At 54.9% G+C, this 19,671-nt stretch carries 14 protein-coding genes and 3 pseudogenes; 8 read left to right on the plus strand and 9 right to left on the minus strand.

Features of this window, described 5'->3' with window-relative positions; genetic code table 11:
* Positions 1-214: 214 nt before the first annotated feature.
* Positions 215-739, minus strand: a complete 525-nt coding sequence (locus tag QWI20_RS12520) for a hypothetical protein (RefSeq protein ID WP_369305723.1) — start codon at positions 737-739, stop codon at positions 215-217.
* A 49-nt stretch (positions 740-788) separates the two neighbouring features.
* On the opposite strand from QWI20_RS12520, the gene QWI20_RS12525 reads away from it, so the two are divergent.
* Entirely contained in the window at positions 789-1,574 is a 786-nt protein-coding gene (locus QWI20_RS12525; RefSeq protein ID WP_369305724.1) for a carboxymuconolactone decarboxylase family protein, read from the plus strand.
* A 216-nt stretch (positions 1,575-1,790) separates the two neighbouring features.
* Positions 1,791-1,925, plus strand: a pseudogene (locus tag QWI20_RS12530) (alcohol dehydrogenase catalytic domain-containing protein); the annotation flags it as partial.
* 310 nt (positions 1,926-2,235) lie between these two features.
* Here the strand turns inward: QWI20_RS12530 and QWI20_RS12535 are convergent.
* The 6 genes and pseudogenes from QWI20_RS12535 to QWI20_RS12560 form a co-directional block, all read right to left on the minus strand.
* Complete coding sequence (locus QWI20_RS12535; protein WP_369305725.1) at positions 2,236-3,219, minus strand: aldo/keto reductase; 984 nt, start codon at positions 3,217-3,219, stop codon at positions 2,236-2,238.
* Positions 3,220-3,396: 177 nt separating this feature from the next.
* Positions 3,397-4,305 carry a LysR family transcriptional regulator gene (locus tag QWI20_RS12540; protein ID WP_369305726.1) on the minus strand — a complete coding sequence of 303 codons (909 nt, stop codon included), beginning with the start codon at positions 4,303-4,305 and terminating at the stop codon, positions 3,397-3,399.
* 182 nt (positions 4,306-4,487) lie between these two features.
* Positions 4,488-5,284, minus strand: a pseudogene (locus QWI20_RS12545) (LysR family transcriptional regulator); the annotation flags it as partial.
* Positions 5,285-6,289: 1,005 nt separating this feature from the next.
* The gene (locus QWI20_RS12550) at positions 6,290-7,786 is read right to left on the minus strand and encodes a CoA-acylating methylmalonate-semialdehyde dehydrogenase (protein WP_369305727.1); all 1,497 of its coding nucleotides are present in this window, start codon (positions 7,784-7,786) and stop codon (positions 6,290-6,292) included.
* A 71-nt stretch (positions 7,787-7,857) separates the two neighbouring features.
* Positions 7,858-9,015 carry an iron-containing alcohol dehydrogenase gene (locus tag QWI20_RS12555; protein WP_369305728.1) on the minus strand — a complete coding sequence of 386 codons (1,158 nt, stop codon included), beginning with the start codon at positions 9,013-9,015 and terminating at the stop codon, positions 7,858-7,860.
* Between the two features lie 131 nt (positions 9,016-9,146).
* Positions 9,147-11,645 (minus strand): CoA transferase, encoded by a 2,499-nt coding sequence (locus QWI20_RS12560; protein WP_369305729.1) that lies wholly within the window; start codon positions 11,643-11,645, stop codon positions 9,147-9,149.
* A 281-nt stretch (positions 11,646-11,926) separates the two neighbouring features.
* Here QWI20_RS12560 and gcvA point away from each other — a divergent pair, with 281 nt between their 5' ends.
* The 5 genes and pseudogenes from gcvA to QWI20_RS12585 all read left to right on the plus strand — a co-directional run bounded on the left by gcvA (position 11,927) and on the right by QWI20_RS12585 (position 17,480).
* Positions 11,927-12,826: a transcriptional regulator GcvA gene (gcvA, locus tag QWI20_RS12565; RefSeq protein WP_369305730.1), complete on the plus strand. Its 900-nt coding sequence runs from the start codon at positions 11,927-11,929 to the stop codon at positions 12,824-12,826.
* A gap of 257 nt (positions 12,827-13,083) precedes the next feature.
* Positions 13,084-14,124: an ABC transporter substrate-binding protein gene (locus QWI20_RS12570; RefSeq protein WP_369305731.1), complete on the plus strand. Its 1,041-nt coding sequence runs from the start codon at positions 13,084-13,086 to the stop codon at positions 14,122-14,124.
* 105 nt (positions 14,125-14,229) lie between these two features.
* A pseudogene (locus QWI20_RS12575) lies at positions 14,230-15,359 on the plus strand (ABC transporter ATP-binding protein).
* Positions 15,268-16,626, plus strand: a complete 1,359-nt coding sequence (locus QWI20_RS12580; protein ID WP_369305732.1) for an ABC transporter permease — start codon at positions 15,268-15,270, stop codon at positions 16,624-16,626. Before QWI20_RS12575 ends, QWI20_RS12580 begins: the two are co-directional and overlap by 92 nt.
* 32 nt (positions 16,627-16,658) lie before the next feature.
* Positions 16,659-17,480, plus strand: coding sequence for an ABC transporter permease (locus QWI20_RS12585; RefSeq protein WP_369305800.1), 822 nt, complete (start codon positions 16,659-16,661; stop codon positions 17,478-17,480).
* Positions 17,481-18,003: 523 nt separating this feature from the next.
* On the opposite strand, the gene QWI20_RS12590 is transcribed toward QWI20_RS12585, so the two are convergent.
* Positions 18,004-18,252: a CsbD family protein gene (locus QWI20_RS12590; RefSeq protein WP_133775252.1), complete on the minus strand. Its 249-nt coding sequence runs from the start codon at positions 18,250-18,252 to the stop codon at positions 18,004-18,006.
* A gap of 255 nt (positions 18,253-18,507) precedes the next feature.
* On the opposite strand from QWI20_RS12590, the gene QWI20_RS12595 reads away from it, so the two are divergent.
* Positions 18,508-19,134 carry a glutathione S-transferase family protein gene (locus tag QWI20_RS12595; RefSeq protein WP_369305734.1) on the plus strand — a complete coding sequence of 209 codons (627 nt, stop codon included), beginning with the start codon at positions 18,508-18,510 and terminating at the stop codon, positions 19,132-19,134.
* 127 nt (positions 19,135-19,261) lie between these two features.
* On the opposite strand, the gene QWI20_RS12600 is transcribed toward QWI20_RS12595, so the two are convergent.
* Positions 19,262-19,630, minus strand: coding sequence for a histone-like nucleoid-structuring protein, MvaT/MvaU family (locus tag QWI20_RS12600; protein ID WP_369305736.1), 369 nt, complete (start codon positions 19,628-19,630; stop codon positions 19,262-19,264).
* Positions 19,631-19,671 lie beyond the last annotated feature (41 nt).

Genomic DNA, 19,671 nt, shown 5'->3' on the forward strand with positions numbered 1-19,671 from the left:
CCACCGAGAGGAAGCGTTGATTTGTCGACTAAACGCCAACGCATCCCGCCCAAGAAGCAGAAGAGTTTTTCGCTGATTCTCTGCGCTTGGACGGCGGTTACTCGCGGGATCCCATCGCGACTAGGTATCAAAGTAAGGCTTATCCCGCTCTTCGACAATATCAGGCCTTACCTGTCCGCCCTGAACATCTACCTCATCCAGCCAGGGCATCCAGCTAGAAGTTGTCCAGCGGCGTTTGAACCGCCGGAAAGCTGCAGTCCAGCTGGTTCACCTGGTCTTTAGATACTTCCTTGCCGTGAGCGTCTGGGCGCCCATGCTCATTGATATAGTTGAGGTGAAACAACACCACATCCTTCGTAAGACCCTCGAAGATCCTGCCCAGGCTTTCCCATTCTTTACTCATCAACTGGACAAGCTCCAAAAAGAATAATGGTGATTTGGTTCGATCCAGCAGATCATTGAGAGCCGTGCCTGCGAAGGTTGTTCTTCGACGCTCAGGGAGGGACGCCAAGACTTTCTCAGTCGCCCTTACGGTTCCATGCACAGATTTCAGAACGGTTTTGAACGTGTCCCTGAGGTCTCTTTCGAGTTTGTTTCGTAAGCCAGAGATGTGCGAGACCTGCTGATCGTTCGTTTTGAGCAGGGAGATTTTCCGTTCTTTCTTGAGAACATAATCCCGAAGAATTTCCAAATTAAATTCGTAACCTTGCTGGCCACGTTGGATTAACCCATAGCCCATCAGTCGAATGGATGGAGCCCGTCACCGAAGCCCAATACGAGGCCTCTCTGTGAGCTTCGCGAAGGCGGGTATCGCCTGCTTCAGCCTGATGCTGGCTGCCTGCTCGACGACGAGCCGCGTGTCTAGCGAAGCGGCGCCAGTCCCGACGCTGGATGACATGCGTGCGGTATCTCCGGCGCTGGCCCATAACACCCAGTCCACTCTGCTTGGGGAGGTGTGGAAACGACCAGGCCTGTCACCACGCGATCGCAGTCTGGTCACGCTAGCAGTCCTTATTTCCAAACAGCAAACGGTGGAACTCGCATACCACCTGAATTTGGCGCTGGACAACGGCGTCAAGCCTTCGGAGATTTCCGAAGCCATCAACCACCTCGCGTTCTACACCGGGTGGGGCAATGCGACCGCGGCGATCCTGGTCACCAAAGACGTATTTGCGAAGCGCGGTATCACGCCGGATCAATTGCCGCCCGTTTCACCTCCCCTGCTGCCTATCGACCAGGCTTCCGAGAAAGTGCGCACGGCGTATGTCGACAAGAACGTCGGCCCCGTATCGCCAGGCCTTGTTCACTACACGAGCGCTTCGCTGTTCCACGATTTGTGGCTGCGCCCGGGGTTGGCACCGCGTGATCGAAGCATGATCACCGTCAGTGCGCTGATCGCCACGGGACAGGTCGCTCAACTCGCGGCCCATCTTAATCGGGCCATGGACAACGGACTGACGCAGGCCCAGGCCTCTGAAATGTTGACCCAGCTGGCGTTCTACACCGGGTGGCCTAACGTGTTTACCGCCGTGCCGGTAGTCAACGACGTATTCACCAGCCGACAGAAATCCTGAGGACAACGCAAGGATGAGTGACGACAGCAAAACCAGCCAAGGGCCTGCCACCATTGGTCGCCGCAAGATCATGCTGGCAGGAGCCAGCATTGCCGCTGCCCCATTGTTTGCAGACGCCGGCAGCGCAGCGGCAGCCACGGCTGAACCGGCACCTCTTAAGGCCCATTCACAGTACGAGCCTACGCCACCAAAGGCGCCAAGTCAGGCTTCGCTCCCATGCAGATTCAACGCAGAGCCGGAGGGCCCAAAGACATATTGATCGACAGCGAGTACGCCGGGATCTGCCATTCGGACATTCACACCGCGCGCAGCGAGTGGTCGCAGACTCCCTATCCCTGCGTGCCTGGGCACGCTGAAACCCAAGAGCTCATCGACTACTGCGCCGCCCGAAATATCACCGCTAATATCGAGATAATCAAGCCGGAGCAGATCGACAAAGCGTATGAGCGGGTCATCGGTAAGGACGTACGGTACCGCTTCGTGATCGACTTCGCTTCTGCCCGCAAGGCATAACTAATACGGGTACTCATCGAGCTCTGATGCAGGGTATTTGTCGCAGCACTGGCCACTGCACCCGTTACTTGGTTAATGGGTGCAGTGGTAAATCCCAGTAGCGCTTATGAGGAGCCGGGCGTTGGCCTCAGATCACCTAAGCGGCTTATTACCAGGCATAGGCCTGAGGTGCTTCACCCTGAGTCGGCCAAATCTCGTCCAGGCGTTCAAGGGTGCTAGAGGAGAGATCTACCTTCAGCGCCTGCAGGTTTTCCTTTAGCTGTGCCACCGTCCTAGGCCCGATGATAGGCGCGGTGACCGCTGGCTGGTGAAGCAGCCAAGCCAGTGCAACATCGGCAGGTGACTCGCCAAGCTCAGCGCACAATGCTTCGTATTTTTCCAATTGTGGGCGCAAGCGCTCGATCTGATTGGCGACCTTTGGCTTTGCACGCCGGCCCGCGGTGATTTTTTGCAAAGCCCCACCCAACAGGCCACCTCCCAGTGGGCTCCACGGTACTACTCCCAGCCCGAGATGCCGACAGGCTGGGATTACCTCTTGCTCGATTGCACGATTTGAGAGGTTGTAGATGCTCTGCTCTGAAACCAGGCCCATGAAGGAACGGCTGGCCGCTGCTGCCTGTGCCGTGGCGATGTCCCAACCTGCAAAATTACTGCTGCCAACATAGATGACCTTGCCCTGTTGAACGAGCAACTCCATGGCCTGCCAGATCTCCTCCCAAGGGGTGTTACGGTCGACGTGATGCATCTGGTAGAGATCAATGTGGTCAGTCTTTAGCCGGCGCAGACTTTCCTCACATGCTTTTCGGATACGGTAAGCCGAGAGACGCCGGTCATTGGGGCCAAGCTCCATTGGCTGATAGACCTTGGTGGCCAGCACAATCCGGTCACGACGACCACCTTGCGCAAGCCAGCGGCCGATGTACTCCTCCGAAATTCCATACCCTTTGGCCATATCCGGGGAATTAGGGCCCCCATAAACGTCTGCAGTATCGAAGTAATTGATGCCCGCATCGAGTGCTTCATCCATGATGTTGAAGCTAGTGATCTCATCGGTGAGCTCACCAAAATTCATAGTACCTAGGCAGAGTCTGCTGACTTTCAGTCCCGACCGACCAAGATGCTTGTATTCCATATCTACCTCATGACTAAAGAGTATTTTCCCGCACAAGCCAAATCGGCTGTACCGGACCCATTAGTTAGTACCTACGAGGGTGGCCAGCGATTCATGAGATCCGCTCATTGCAGCTCGCGCTTTACGGGATGAATAGATATTGGATAGCAACACCTTCGTACAGGCTGCGACTAGTGGCTATTCGCCGAGCGGATGGATTTCTCGAATGAGATCTATCAGCAACCGCAGCCCCGTGGGCACCTGCCGGTGACTGGAAAAATACATATGGTAGCCAGGCGCGACGCTAGCCCAGTCATCCAGGACGGTGACGACCTCACCGCAATCGATCAAAGGTTGCATGGCGGGCTCAGGGGCATACATCAGACCTGCGCCATTGCGCACCAAAGACAGCCCCACACGAGTTTCATCGATCGTGATCGCGCCAGGCACGGCAATCGCGAGCTTCTGCTTACCTTTTTCAAATTCCCAGTCATACATCGCGCCGCTACCCAGGCGAATACGCAAGCAGCGATGGTTATGCAAATCATTGGGGTGCTTGGGGATGCCAAAACGCTTGAGGTAATCGAGTGTCCCAGCAACGACCCATCGAATGTCCGGCGATAAACGCTGCGCAACCATGTCTTCAGGGACTGTCCCACCGTAACGTATACCTGCGTCGTGTCCTCCACCGATCACATCGACGATCAGATTCGTTACGGTCAGGTCTATCTGAATCTCCGGATAGCGCTCTGTAAATATCGGGAGCACAGGGCCAAGCAAGAGATCGGCGGCGTCACTCAAGATATTTAATCGGATGCGACCTGTCGGCTCGTCCCGAAACCTGTTCAGGATCTCCATGGCATCGTCGATTTCCTGCATCGGCGCGCTGATCACCTGATGCAACCTCTCGCCTGCATCGGTTAACGTTACACTTCTGGTTGTACGATTGAGTAACCGTACACCAATCCTGGTCTCCAGGCCTTTGATCGCATGGCTCAGTGCGGACGCACTGATTCCGACTTCCTGGCCCGCTCGGCTGAAACTTTGGTGCCGCGCGATGGCGAGGAAATAAACAAAATCAGCGAGATTCGCGCGGCTTACGCTCATGGAATATCCTTTGCGGTCAGGTTGTCGGCGACCCGTGCAGGCTGCTTCGTGAGTAAATTTTACCTATTCAGGGTCGGAATATTAATGAGTATTCTTCATTGAGATATCCCTTAATTTTCAACAATGCCTGTCCGACCTGCCACGACCGAACAACGGGGCACCTTGATTTAGGTCGCAAGTGGCTACCCGTTAAATCGCACAGCCTCCAAAAATGCCCGAAACGCGGGTGATGCCTGTCTCCTGTTCGCATAATACAAGTGGTACCCCTCGAAATGCGGGCACCAATCTGACAGCACCTTAATCAAGGGGCCGCTCTGTAGATGAGGCCTGGCAAGGTGGTCTGGGACGCAAGCCAACCCGACCCGTCCAGGGCTGCATTGAGCAAATGGATACTGCTGTTCGCCGTGAACTGCCCTGTGACCCGGATAGTTATCGCCTGCCCATCTTTTTCGAACTCCCATGCGTAGCAGGGCCCATTGGCCGTATGCCGGATATTGATGCACGCATGCTCGGTCAAGTCCCTAGGCCGGAGCGGCTGGCCATGCCGTTCTAGGTATTCAGGAGAGCCTACAACTGATAACCGCCAATCCGACCCCGCCCTGGCAGCAATCATATCCTTGCTGATCGACTCGCCGAGCCGTATTCCGGCGTCGAAGCGCTCGCTGACAATATGGGTGAACCCATAATCGATATTGATTTCTACGCGGATGTCGGGGTATTGCTCAAGAAAAGCCGGCAGCATGGGCCGCAACGTGCTTTCCGCCGCATCGTCAGAGCAAGTGATTCGGATAATTCCTGACGGCTTGTCCCGAAGCACACCCAGCGCATCAACCTCGGCCACTCTCTGATCGAATAGCGGGCCAATGGAGTTTAGTAACCTTTCACCTGCGTCAGTCGGCGCTACGTTGCGTGTTGTGCGCGTCAATAAGCGCACACCTAGCCGTTCTTCTAGTCCTCTCACTGTATGGCTGAGTGCTGATGCTCCTTATTACCCAGCCCAACTGCCGGTAACTTTATAACTCGAATTGTAAGACGCCATACAAGGGTTATGACTATGTTTGCTGCTTTCTGCATGGCCACTAATCAACCGCTACGAGGAAGTTTCCCAGCCTCGGATAATTCAGCCCACCGATGCGATCATTCGCGTCTCAGCCGATTGTGTATGTGGCGTAGTTGAGCAGGTTGGCGACGCAGTAACTCCGTCAAATCAGGGCAATTCGTCACCGGGTCGTTTTTCGCTTCCGATAACACCTGCCCGGTCTGCGAGCATGGCTACCAATCATCCTGCAACAGCGCCGAGTTCGTGGGCGGTGCACAACCCCCAAGGATGAGGGTTCCACTCGCCGACGGAACATTGGTGGCGACACCGGGCATGCCATCTCCTGAAATGATTCCAAACCTGCTGACAACCTCGGATGTCTTGGGTACCGGCTGGTTCGCGGCGAAGGCCGCCAACGTTGTACCGGGCGCGACCGTGCTAGTGGTGGGCGACGGTGCTAAGGGCTACTCGGCGTGCTCTCCGCAAAGCAAATGGGAGCAAAACGAATCATTGCTATGAGTCGACATGAATCACGACAGAAGTTGGCACTCGAGTTCGGCGTTACAGATATCGTCACCGAGCGAGGACGGCGTAGCTCGCATTCTGGAGCTCACCGACGGTTTGGGCGCCGACTCCGTGTTCGAGTGCGTCGGGACACACGAGTCAATGATGCATGCGATCAAATCAGCTCGCCAAGGACGATGGTGTCCGCATTCAAGCGGACACCATCGCCCTTAACGTCAGGATTTCCATGCGGCAATGAAGCTCTAAACTGATCCACATTACCCTCGGAGGGACTTCTACTCAAACAAGAATCACGTGGTCAGCGAGAGCTCGGCGGTTGTGTAACCGTATGAGAGAACCTTCAAAGGATATTACTTCGTGTAAGCGCCTGAAAAATCGAAGACTCCCTTACATTTTGGGCACACCCTGTGAATATGAGATTCACTTCATTGTAGGCATCGAGAATTCGGCACCTTCGCGAATTCCCGATGACGGCCATCGCTGCGTAATCGTTTTACGTTTGCTATAAAAACGAACCGCATCGGGGCCATACGCGTGAAGGTCACCGAAGAGAGAGCGCTTCCATCCGCCAAAGCTGTGATACGCAACAGGCACGGGGAGGGGCACGTTTACGCCGACCATACCTACCTTGATGTTGTCAGAGAAATATCGGGCTGCCTCACCATCGCGAGTGAAAATGCACGTACCGTTTCCGTACTCATGCGCATCGATAAGTTGCATCGCCTCCTGCATGCTCTGGGCGCGCACAACCAGCAACACTGGCCCAAAGATCTCCTCCTCATAGCAGCGCATGCCGGGCTTTACTTGATCGATCAATGTTCCCCCGACGAAAAAACCATTCTCGCAATCTGGAACCTGAATCTGTCGGCCATCGACTACTACTTCAGCACCCTCCTCTTCGGCGCTATCAATGTAGCCCAGCACTTTTTGCTGATGTTGACGAGTAATCAATGGGCCGAAGTCATTGCTTTTATCTTGATAGGCGCCAACCTTTAGTTTGGTCATAGCTTCGCGCATTTTAATGATCAAGGCATCTGCAGTTGCATCACCCACTGTTACCGCAACCGACAACGCCATGCACCGCTCACCCGAAGAACCAAATGCCGCTCCCACCAGTTGGTTGACCGCATTAGCAATGTCTGCATCTGGCATGATGATGGCGTGGTTTTTTGCGCCCCCCAACGCCTGACAACGTTTGCCGTTTGCAGCAGCCGTTCGATAGATGTACTCAGCGATAGGGGTCGAGCCCACGAAGCTTACCGCCTGCACACGATCGTCGTGGAGCAATGTATCGACGGCCTCTTTGTCACCGTTGATTACGGTCATGACTCCATTTGGTAAACCCGCTTCCTGAAGCAACTGAGCGATGAACAGGGTCGAACTTGGGTCACGTTCGGAGGGTTTAAGGATGAAACAATTGCCACAAGCAATCGCCATGGGGAACATCCATAAAGGAACCATCGCCGGGAAGTTAAACGGAGTAATACCCGCGACCACGCCCAGCGGCTGGAACTCACTCCATGAATCAATATTGGGGCCGACATTTTTGCTGTGCTCGCCCTTGAGCAACTCCGGGACGCCACACGCATATTCAACGTTTTCGATACCTCGCTGGAGCTCTCCCATGGCGTCATGGACAATCTTGCCATGCTCCTCACCGATCATCTGGCAGATCCGCTCTGCATTTAGTTCGAGCAATTCTTTAAAGCGAAACATCACCCGAGCCCGTTTAATGGGTGGTGTGTTTCGCCATTCAGGAAACGCCGCTTCTGCTGCGGCTATAGCTTTCCCAACCGTTGTTTTCGAGGCCAAGGCTACCTGTTTCGTTACTTCCCCGGTTGCTGGGTTGAACACGTCCTGGGTGCGTTCGGTATCGGTGACAATCTGGCCGTTAATCAGATGACCTACAGTATTCATGCGAGTGTTCCTTATTTTTGAGTACAGGGCAGTTGCCGATGAAGTGATGAGGCGGGCGAATGGCGTTGTGGTTACCAGAGGTTGCGATAGAGTTCGATCATTTCGTCGACCGATGGCACGCGGGGATTGTTGCCCGGAGAGCCCGACGCCTTAGCTTGTTCAGCCATGGTTGGCATCAGTTCAAAAAAACGTGACCGATTGATACCAAAACCTTCCGGTGTCGGGACTTGTAGCTCCTCATTGAGGGCCTGCAGGTCGGCGAGCAATTTGGTGTTAGCACTTTCGTCACTGTCTTGAGCCGTCGCGACGCCCATTGCCCGGGCACAATCGGCGTAACGCTTTGGGGCACCCGGAATGGAAAAGGCTGTCACGCCTGGCAGCAGCATTGCGTTTGAAAGTCCATGGGGAACATGGAAAAAAGCCCCGATCGGCCGACTCATCCCGTGCACTAGCGCGACGGAGGCAGCCGAGAACGCGACACCGGCCAGCGTAGACCCCAGCATTAGCGCCTCACGCGCTGCAGTGTCCTGGCCTGAGTGGTAGGCCCGACGCAGATTCGGGCCTATCAAACGCATCGCAGCCAGGGCCTGGCTGTCGCTGTAGAGGTTAGCCTTCAGGCTGACGTACGCCTCGATGGCGTGGGTCAACGCATCTATGCCAGTATCGGCCGTGACACGGGCCGGCAGACTGAGTGTTAGCTTGTAGTCGACCAGCGCCGCCACGGGCATGAACCCGATGCCCACGCAGAGCATTTTTTCATCGTTCTGCTCATCGGTGATGATGGTGAAGCGGGTTACTTCCGAACCCGTACCTGCGGTGGTTGGCACGGCGATGATCGGCAGGCCGTGCTCATTCACTTGACGTGGAAATTTATAGTCGCGCATCTCGCCACCGAACTTAGCGAGAATTCCTATGGCTTTCGCACTATCGATAGGACTGCCACCTCCCAACGCGATGATGCTGTCATAGTCACCCGACCGAGCATGTTCAACGCCTGCGCGAATTGAGTCGACCGTGGGCTCAGGCACCGTGTCAGCGAAAACGTCCGCGCTCAAACCCTTGGTTGCAAGCATATCTTGAATACGACTCGCATAACCGAGCTGCACCATCATTTTGTCGGTGATGATCAACGGCCTTGAACAGCCGAGACTGGTGAGCACATCTGGAATGGCTTCACTCGCCTTGGCACCTACTTGCAGGATGCGCGGCAGGACTATTTGATTCGACATGTTGCCTCCGGGGTTTCCATGCGGGAACGCCTCTCCCTTGAGAGCTCGTCCCCCAGTTGCTGTTAGTGATGGAATTCATCCAGGTATATGAGCCTTCGCTGTGCTAAGTCCCCTGGACTCAGGCGAATGCGTTAGCTAGGCAAATACTCTTGGCTCCAGCTCTCACCGACAGCGCGGCATGCCATGAGCGCGTCGATTTGGATATCGCTATAATCGAGCTTGGCAATTACAGATCGTGTGGATGCACCAAACTTTTCTGCCGGAGCCAATGAGCGAATAGCTGCATGGCGAGGGCGAATAGCGAAAGGGTCAAGTTGTGTCACGCATCGCCCGCTCGGGTGGTTGGCATAGACACTGAACGAGTAACTCCCATTGTCCGTGCCTGGGTGGTTGTCAGCAGGACGGCTGTAGCGCTGGCGAAGTGAGTCGATGTTGTCCGGCACAGCCGCTGCGATACCCGCGTCCTGAAAACGGGTTTGCCAGGTTTCTCCCGCTGAGGTAATCAGAGCAGCGTTCAGAAATTGGGCATAGTCGTTGGCCGTATGCAGGCCTTGCAGACCTTGTATCGACTCCAGGGCGTTCAACTCAACATCGCTGGCATCTAGATATATCCAGCCATCCGCTGTGCGATAGAAGCGCGACAGATTGCTGTAACCCATAGCGTCACGCCCCGCTGGCTCATCAAATGGCGCACGCCCCGCGTAGTCGAAGCAGAACGGAATTTGAACCAGGCTTCCTAACGCGGCGAGTGAAGTCCGGGCACGACTGACCTTCCCCGTTCTGGACTTTTGATACAACGCGGTGGCTACACCAAGTGCTGCGGCGAAGCCACACATCACGTCGATAGTGCCAACGTGGGCGTGCTCTTCCGGCGTCTGCATACCGCCGCCGAAACGCAGCATGATACCTGTCGTTGCCTGGATGAGATCGTCGTATCCCAAGTAGTCTGTACGCGGGCCACGGCGGGGGCCACCGAAGCAGTCCAATTGGCAGAAAATCACCTCCGGATTTACTGCCTTCAGGGTGACCTCATCCAACCCCAGTGGCGCCAGTTGTCGATCAGGTGCATTCATGACGATGACATCGACCGACTTGACCAGGCGGTTGAATACCTCGCGCCCCTCCTCCTGATTGAGGTCAACCAAAATGCTCTGTTTGCCGCGAGCAGACGACATGCCAAACACGACAGTATTCCAAGGGTCGTAATTGGGTGTTGTGGGATCAAGCTTGATGACGTCAGCGCCAAATCGGCCAAGGAACGAGGTCGAGTGCGGGCCGGCGATGACGTTGGTCAGGTCGAGAATTTTAACCCCTTCCAACCACCCTTTTGAACTCGACTGTACTGCAACCGGCAACATCTCAGGAGTACTTTCACTCAAGGTGGCAAGAGCCTCTTCAACACTGACTTCTCGACGAGAGAGCGGCGACAACATCAACTCTGAACTATCTTCAAGCCAGGCGATTGCGCCGGGCTGCTTCATACGACCATATTGGTGATCCACGACATCGACCACCAAACCGGCTGTATTGGCATGTTCGTCATGCAACCATTCTTGCGTCGAACGATGAGGGGCTCCGGGGAACTGCCCTTCGCCGAAAATTTTTTCCCATTGCGCAGCAGTCTTGGTCAGGAATACTTCCTTCATGCGCGCAGAGATCCGCTTTGCCCAGTTTTCCGGCAGCGGATAAACGCCAAGGGACGCATCCCCCTCCCATTGATCGAAAGGCAGGTAAGGGTCATCGACTTTAGGCAGGCCTGCGGCGAGCATTTCGTCGTAAAGGCCCATCGCCTGTAGGCAACGTTTGGCGTGGGAGCGATGAGACGGGCACACCGCGTAGAACTTGCGTCCATCGGCACATTCATAGGTGCGGTAGAAAGGGTCGAGATACTCCTGCAGATCTTGATAACTGAGGTTCATCGGCAGATTCTCGGCCCGCCGCCGCTCGATCTCTTTTTCCCGCAGGGTTTTGTAACGCGCGGGGTACCCGTCAATCTTGATCGAGTTATAGGACAGCCCTTCCATGACCGCCGCCGCCAATGGCACTTCAATCTCGTCACCCAACCCCGTGCGCTGCCGAGCTTGCAACGCCAGCACTACAGCCGAAACGGCGAGCATTGTGCCGTAAGCGGATGCGAGTGGTAGCGGCGAGAAACTAGGATTGATACCCATCAAAATCCGATTCTGTCCCATGTCAGTGAACACCCCAGAGGCCGACGCAATAATTGCCTCGGTGGCACGCCATTGGCTGCGTAGTTCATCATTGGAGGCGAAACCAGGAATAGACAAGGTGATCAATTGCGGACGCTCACGGCGCAACTCGGCAAAATCCAGCCCCAGGTTTTTCATCACGCCTGGCCGGAAATTCTCGACCACAATGTCGGCCTTGGCGATCATCTGACGCGCCTGTTGCAGGCCTTCAGAAGACTTCAAGTCCAGACGTAGATATTGCTTATTACGGTTGAGGACGGCGTTAGCCGGACTGTCCCAGAGTGGGCCGGCGGGCGGATCGATATGTATGACCGTGGCACCGAGATCGCCGAGTATCATCGCAACCGCAGGGCCGGCAATATATTGACCAAAATCGATGACGTTCACGCCGCTGAGGGGTAGCTGACTGAGCTTTGCCATGTTTCACCCATTATTTTTATTGTCCTGCAGATTCCAGCTTTGAGCAGGGTTTCGGTTTTCAAAAGCCACTAGCGAAGACACTTAGCGTTTAAGCCTTGGCCGTTGAATGACGATCTGGGATCTACTCTCGAGAAAAGCCGAGGGCTGCGAAAGCAATAAAAAAAACCCCTATGGGTTCATTTTCTTTATGGGTCAGGAGTAAGATTTATGGGTGAAGGCTGTAAGACGCATCCTGACGCGCTCCATAGTCAGTTCAATTTCACTTGAGAACACTCAGTGCCATGAAGAAGCGATTGCCCCCGCTCAACTGGTTGCGCGCTTTTGAGTCTGCCGCCCGCCACCTCAGCTTCACAGCCGCGGCTATGGAGCTCAGCCTGACTCAGGCGGCAGTAAGCCAGCAAATCAAAGCCCTGGAGTCCCAGCTAGGAACCGCGCTATTCAAGCGGCTACCTAGGGGCCTTGAGCTAACAGAACCCGGGCTAGCCTTTCTGCCCGTAGTCCATGAATCGATGGAGCGCCTGGCAGCCGCTACCGACGAAATTTTTGGGCAAGGACATCGCAAGGTTCTAACGGTGCGCAGCAGCCTAGTGTTCTTTACCCATTGGCTGGCAAACCGACTGCCACACTTCCGTCAGCAGCATCCGGACATCAACCTGCGTATCACCAGTAACATCTGGATGGGCGATACCGACCTGGAAGCCGATCTGGAAATTCGTTACGGCAGTGGCAAATGGAGTGGCCTGAAAAGTGAACGGCTAACTTGGGATCTACTTTTCCCCGTGTGCTCGCCTACCTTGTCGACGATCGAAAGACCCTTGAAAACTCCAAGAGACCTTCGTCACCACGAACTGCTGCATGTCCTAGGGTACGAAGAGGGTTGGGGTTATTGGCTGAAAAAAGCCCAAGCCGATGACGTCGATTCATCTCAAGGTCTGCAGTTCGATACGCTGATCTCTGCGTTAAAAATGGCAGAACTGGGGCAAGGTGTTGCCCTGGCGCGCTCTTCGCTGGTGGAGCAATACCTTCAGTCCGGACAACTCATTGCCCCCCTAACCGCCAAATTCAAAACCTCAGAAGCGTTTTACCTAGTGTATTCAACGCACAAGATTGTCAATCCACAGGCCGCTGCGTTTGCCAATTGGCTGGTGGAAGTAGCGTTAGCCGCACGTGGCAAGGATTGAAAAAAGCCGTTTGAGTCTTGGCACAGGACACGAAGAGGCCACCAGCCTGCTCTGCCCCACAGATAATTTTTGTATAACATCCATAAAAAAAATCGCCTCATTGGGCTTCTTTTTATTGCTTTTACCTTCACCATTTTTTGCCGAGAGTGAGACCCTGATCGTCTCCACGGTCGCTCACGCACCTGGTGCGCAACGACCTTGCGACGGTTACCCACAAAAATAAGAAATGAGGGGTATCCCGCCTGAAAGGCGCCACATTGCTGTTGCTTTCAAGCATCGTTTCCTGCAGCGCGCTCGCAGAACATTCTCTGACCGTCGTATCCTATGGCGGCAACCTGACCAACGCTCAGATTCAGTCCGCTCACAAGCCATTCACCGCAGCCACCGGCACGCAAGTGATCTCCGAGGATTACTCCGGAGGTATTGCCCAAATCAAAACTCAGGTCGATAGCAAGAAAATCTCCTGGGATGTGGTCGATGCTGAAATACCGAACGTCATTCGCGCCTGCAATAACGGTTTGCTTGAGCGTATTGATCCTGCAACCCTGGCTCCGGCCCCGGATGGCACACCAGCCGAAAAAGACTTTCTTCCAGGGGCCCTGACCGAATGCGGTGTAGCCAGTTATATCTGGTCGACGGTGGTGGCGTACAACACTCAGGCCTTCAAGGGCGAGCAGCCCCAAACCCTGAAGGACTTTTTCGATACCAAGCGTTTCCCCGGCAAGCGCGCGCTACGCAAGGCTCCGCAGGTGAACCTTGAATGGGCGTTGATGGCCGACGGCGTACCTCGCGAGCAGGTCTACGACCTGCTCAGTACCGACGAAGGCCTGGAACGCGCATTTGCCAAACTCGACACCATCAAGAAAGACACAATCTGGTGGGAGGCCGGGGCACAGGCCCCACAGTTGTTGGCCGATGGTGAAGTCAGCATGATCTCGGCATACAGCGGACGCATCGTGATTGCCCGACAAAAGGAAAAACAACCCTTCAAGATCCTCTGGGATGGCCAAATGTACGACATGGAGGCCTGGGTGGTTCCAGCCGGCAATCCAAAGAAAGACCAGGCCTTAGCCTTCCTGAAGTTTGCAACCCAAAGCCCGGTTCTGGCCGACCAGAGCAACTATATCGCCTATGGGCCGACCCGCCGCTCGGCACAGGCTTTGGTCGATCCCAAAGTTAGGCCCGACCTGCCCACTAGCCCTGAAAACTTCGCCAGTGCTTTGCAGGTGGACTCACAGTGGTGGAGCGATCATTCCGACGAGTTGAACGAGCGCTTCAACGCCTGGCTCTCCAAGTAAGCGCCAAAGCATTCCCGACATTGCCTTCGCCTGACATAACCCTTAATGGGCCCGGGCGACTGTTGGTGCCCAGCTCCGCTACGCCCAATAACAAGAGATATCCTCATGCGTACTGAATCTTTCGTCAGCTTTCGAAATGTGCAGAAGAGTTATGACGGCGAACATCTCGTCGTCAAGAACTTCAACCTCGAAATCGAACAGGGAGAGTTCGTCACCATGCTTGGCCCTTCGGGCTCCGGCAAAACCACCTGCCTGATGATGTTGGCAGGGTTCGAGACGGTGACCCATGGACAGATCAGCATTGACGGCCAGCCAGTCAACGACATCGCCCCACAAAACGCGGCATCGGCATGGTGTTTCAGAACTACGCGCTGTTCCCCCACATGACCATCGAAGAGAACCTGGCTTTCCCGCTCAAGGTGCGCAAGTTGGCTCGGCAGGACATCGAAGACCGCGTGCACAAGTCGCTGGAACTGGTGGCATTAGGGCAGTTTGCCAAGCGTATGCCATCGCAGTTGTCCGGAGGTCAAAAACAGCGTGTTGCGCTGGCTCGGGCGTTGATTTTCGAACCGCGCCTTGTGCTGATGGATGAACCGCTGGGTGCACTGGACAAACAGCTGCGCGAGCAGATGCAGTACGAGATCAAGCGTCTGTCGAAACAGCTCGGAATTACCGTGGTGTACGTGACCCACGATCAAACCGAAGCCCTGACGATGTCTGATCGCATCGCAGTGTTCAATGATGGGATTGTTCAGCAATTGGCCAACCCTTGCGACCTCTACGAGAAACCACAGACCGCTTTTGTTGCGAGTTTCATTGGCGAGAACAATCGACTATCGGGGCAGATTATCGATCGCCAGCAAGGCTACTGCCAGGTGCGTGTCGGTAATTATCTGGTCAAGGCGCTTTCCGTCAATATCCCCGCTACCAGCGATAACACCACCTTGTCGATTCGTCCAGAGCGCGTACAGATCGGCGCTCACGCAGGCGAGTACGACAACCATATGCCCGCCCGGATCGAAGAGATCATCTATCACGGTGACCATTTGCGTGCGCGCCTGAGTCTGGCGGGAAACGACGAGTTCATCGTCAAGATGGTCAATACCGCAGGATACCCGGCACCAAGGGCCGGTACGTGCATTGATGTGGGTTGGTCGGCCGACGACTGTCGAGCACTGGACGCCTGTAGCCTTTCAACGACTTTACCGTTTTGCCGGAGTTCCCAAGATGAGTAACTCATATAGCGTCAGCCCCGCGCTCGACAACGTCGACGATACACAGCCGCAAAGCGGCCTGAAGGACAAGCTTGACCGGGCTGAACGTCTCAACAAGACAAAATCATTGCTGTTGGTCGTACCATTGCTGGCGTTCATCACGGTGTTTTTCCTGTTGCCGATTGGCACCATGTTGCTGCGCAGCGTGCAAACTCCGGCCCTTTCCGTAGCAATGCCACAGACTGCAGCCGCGCTGCTCAACTGGGAGGGTACGGCGCTTCCGGACGAGCAACTGTTCGCAGTCATCGGGCATGAAATTCTCAGTCTGCAACAGGCACGGCAACTCGACAGTGTCGGCTCCGATCTTAACCGGGTCATGAGCGATGCCAAAACCCTGATGGCACGCACCGCGCGCGGTCTGGCCAGCGAGGCCGTCGAACCGGGCGCGTTTAACAGCCGAATGACCGCTGCCGACAAACGCTGGGGGCAGATCGGAACCTGGATGCAACTGAAAAAAATGGCGCCGGCCTATTCCGCGTCCAACTATCTGGCCGCACTGGACTTACGCTATGACGACCAGGGCAACGTCGTGCAGCAACCAGAAAGTCGGCGCATCTACGTTAGTATCCTGATCAAAACGTTGATGGTCGCGTTGGGAATCACGGCACTGTGCATGTTTCTCGGTTATCCACTGGCCTATATGTTGGCGACCCTTCCAGCAAAAACCAGCAACCTGTTAATGGTCATGGTGCTGCTGCCCTTTTGGACATCACTGTTGGTACGCACCAGTGCCTGGATGGTGATCTTGCAAAACAACGGCGTGCTGAACAGTACGTTGAGCAGCTTGGGCGTGATCAGCCAGCCACTTGAACTGATGTACAACCTGTTCGGAACGGTGATTGCCATGACGCACATCCTGTTGCCGTTCATGGTGTTGCCGATGTACAGCGTCATGAAAAGTATCGACTCCACTTACACCCGAGCGGCGTACTCAATGGGGGCCAATTCGTTCCGTACTTTTGTGCAAATCTACTTTCCCCTGTCACTGCCAGGGTTGAGTGCCGGCGGCATTCTGGTGTTCATCCTGGCCACTGGTTACTACATAACTCCGGCGCTTGTGGGCGGTCGAACGGGGCAAGTGATCAGCAACTTCATTGCCTACCACATGCAGACCTCCCTGAACTGGGGACTGGCCGCTGCCATTGCCTCCATCCTGCTGCTGATTGTCCTGGTGCTGTATTGGATATATGACCGGGTCGTAGGCATCAACAACATGAAACTGGGGTAATCGAGATGAGTCTTCCAAGCTATACCAGCCTGATGGGCAGAGTCTGGTTCTTCAGTGTTCGTGGTTTTGGTGTATTGGTACTGCTGTTTTTGATCCTGCCCATACTGGTCGTGGTGCCTTTGTCGTTCAACGTAGAGCCCTACTTCAGCTTCACCAGCGGGATGCTTAGCCTCGATCCAGCAGCCTTTTCAATGCGATGGTACTACATGCTTCTTGAAGACCCATTGTGGGTATTGTCATTCAAGAACAGCCTGATAATCGCTTCCTGCGCCACGGTCATCGCAACGACATTGGGGACGTTGGCAGCACTCGGACTGTGCCGCGTTAATTTGCCGTGCAAGGGACTGCTGATGGGCGTCTTGATTTCACCGATGATTGTTCCGGTGATCATCTCATCCGCAGGCATGTACTTTTTCTACAGCGCGCTGGGAATTGGACAGAATCACCTCGGAATCATCCTGGGTCATGCAGTACTCGGCACCCCATTCGTCATCATCACAGTGACGGCGACATTGGTCGGTTTCGACCATTCATTAACCCGGGCAGCGGCAAGCCTAGGAGCGTCTTCGACTTATACATTTTTCCGCGTGACCTTCCCCATTATTCGTCCAGGGATCATGTCGGGTGCGCTCTTCGCGATGGTGACCTCGTTCGATGAGGCCGTGCTGGTGCAATTTCTGGGTGGGGTTGAGCAACGCACAATACCGCGTCAGATGTGGTCAGGCATGCGCGAGCAGATCAGTCCAACAATCCTGGCAGCGGCCACATTGCTAATTTTTGGCTCGGTAGCATTATTGGTTGCGGTGGAAATCATGAGACGACGCTCATTGCGACTGCGAGGTATTAAGGAGTAAGTGTCATTGGAAAATTGGTCAGTTCACTAGCTGAATTTACTTTAGAATTTGAGCGAAAGAGCTCCGCCAGCCTCCGCGAAATACCTTGCCAAAGTCTTAAATTTATAAGATGAGCTCTGGGCGCGCCGGATTGATGGGAAGGTATTTGCGTCTATCACCAACAAAGCGACATGCCCTTACGATTCGAGCGACGTCGACGCAGGACAGGAATCAGGCGCCTGCCTCTCTTGCGCCCCACGTCCTTTGGCCGCATCAGCGTTCTGTTTTGTGGCCAGTTGGGTGTGCTGCATCCGTACCTCACGGTTGAAGGCAAGCTGCTCAGACATCCAGACGATCCCAGCGATGAGTTGAATGAGTTGTGCATTGTTTCCGGGGCTGACTCGCATTGTATGCAAACAAACGGTGGCGCCTTGGGATAGCCCTGTCCAAACACCCCCCGAAGCTGCTAGCGGGCAGTCCTAGGGGGGCAGGCCAATCTAAACTTAACGGGAAGGCCCCTATAGGAGCATCCCTCGTTCTTGACTCAGCGGCGAAAGAGACGGTCCAGAATCAGCAAAGCAATACCACCAATGGCAACTGCAGCGACTGGTTTCTCTTTAACAAACGCAGAGATGCTGTCCATCGCATCGCCATAGGCTTGGGTCAACTGACCAGAAGCCTGGCGACCGGTACCTTCCGCCTCCAGCTTCGAATCACCAAACAGTTTCCCCACTGCGCTCTGTGCTTTGCCGGCAACCTGCTCTACAACGCCTTCTACCTGTTCGCTCTTCATGATTCACCAAACCTTCGTATGTGAGTGACCCAGAATAAGCCTGGGATTGGCGCGACGTGCGCAGAATTAGGGGACGGGCGCAGTGATTAGTTCAGCGAGGATGAACCTCTGGATTCCTCGCGAATTAAGTTTTGCATCATGGCCGAGGCGCCGCCTTCGAGAACGTGCTACTGACTGCTGATTTCGCAACACTTAGAACCACGGTGCGACACAACAGTCTGTCCTTACACACCATTCCATCTCGTAGGGGACTCTATGCTCATCGTTCACCATCTCAATAATTCCCGCTCGCAGCGAATCCTCTGGCTACTCGAGGAGCTCGCCCTGCCCTACGAAATCAAGCACTACCAAAGAGACGCCAAGACCAACCTGGCGCCGCCTGAACTGAAAGCCATAAACCCGCTGGGCAAATCACCGGTTATTCAGGATGGCCCCCATGTCCTGATCGAATCCGGTGCTATCGTCGATTATCTGATCCGCCGCCACAGCGATGGCCGCTTGCAACCTGACCCGGCCACCGCAACCTACGACGAATATGTGCAATGGCTGCATTTCGCAGAAGGGTCGGCCATGCTGCCGCTGATGTTGAGTCTTTATGTCGGACGCCTAGGGGACGCTGGCAAACCGCTGCAGCCGCGAATCGAATCTGAGCTGGCCAACTATCTAGGTTACCTGGAGACCGCATTGAAACTTACCCCTTACTTGCTGGGTGAAGAAATCAGCGGCGCCGATATCCAAATGAGCTTTATTGGCGAGTTTGCAAAGTCCCAAGGCATGCTGCACGACTACCCTAGCCTTGCCGCGTGGATCGACCGGTTCCAGGCGCGGCCGGCCTATATCAGTGCGATAGAAAAAGGCGGTGATTACAAGTTCGCAAGCTGAGTAATAAATACGCAGGCTTGGGCAGGTCCTGCCCTGGAAGCGTCTCCAAGCGCTCCACGGCTCATGTCAGAGCGCAATCGCAGCCAGAAAAAAGCCGTCTCACGACGGCTGTTTCAGCTACAGCGGGTCATTTAACCAACCAGTTCTCAACCTCGTCGCCGAACTGGCCTTTCCAGGCTTTCAGCAGCTTGTGGTTGCCGCCCTTGGTTTCTACGACCTCACCTGTCAGCGGGTTTTTATAAACCTTCATCTCTCGGGCCTTACGTGTCTTTTTCTCGGCAGCCACTGGAGCAGACTGCCGACCGCTGGTTCCTTGAGGATCGAGAATGCCGACTATCTCTCTCAAGCTGAAGCCGTACTCACCTAGCAGGCCACGCAGTCTGGTTTCAAATTCGATTTCTTTCTTCAAACCGCTATCATTCTTCAGGGATTCAAGTTCGGCGAGCTGGGCTGCAAGCTGTTGTTCAAGCTTGCGGAATTCTGCGAGGCGGGACATGTAAATCTCCAAGGTCGATTGATATGACCGATGTTAGCCGA

Origin of the sequence: Pseudomonas sp. W2-17 (assembly GCF_041060445.1) — a bacterium.
GTDB lineage: Bacteria > Pseudomonadota > Gammaproteobacteria > Pseudomonadales > Pseudomonadaceae > Aquipseudomonas.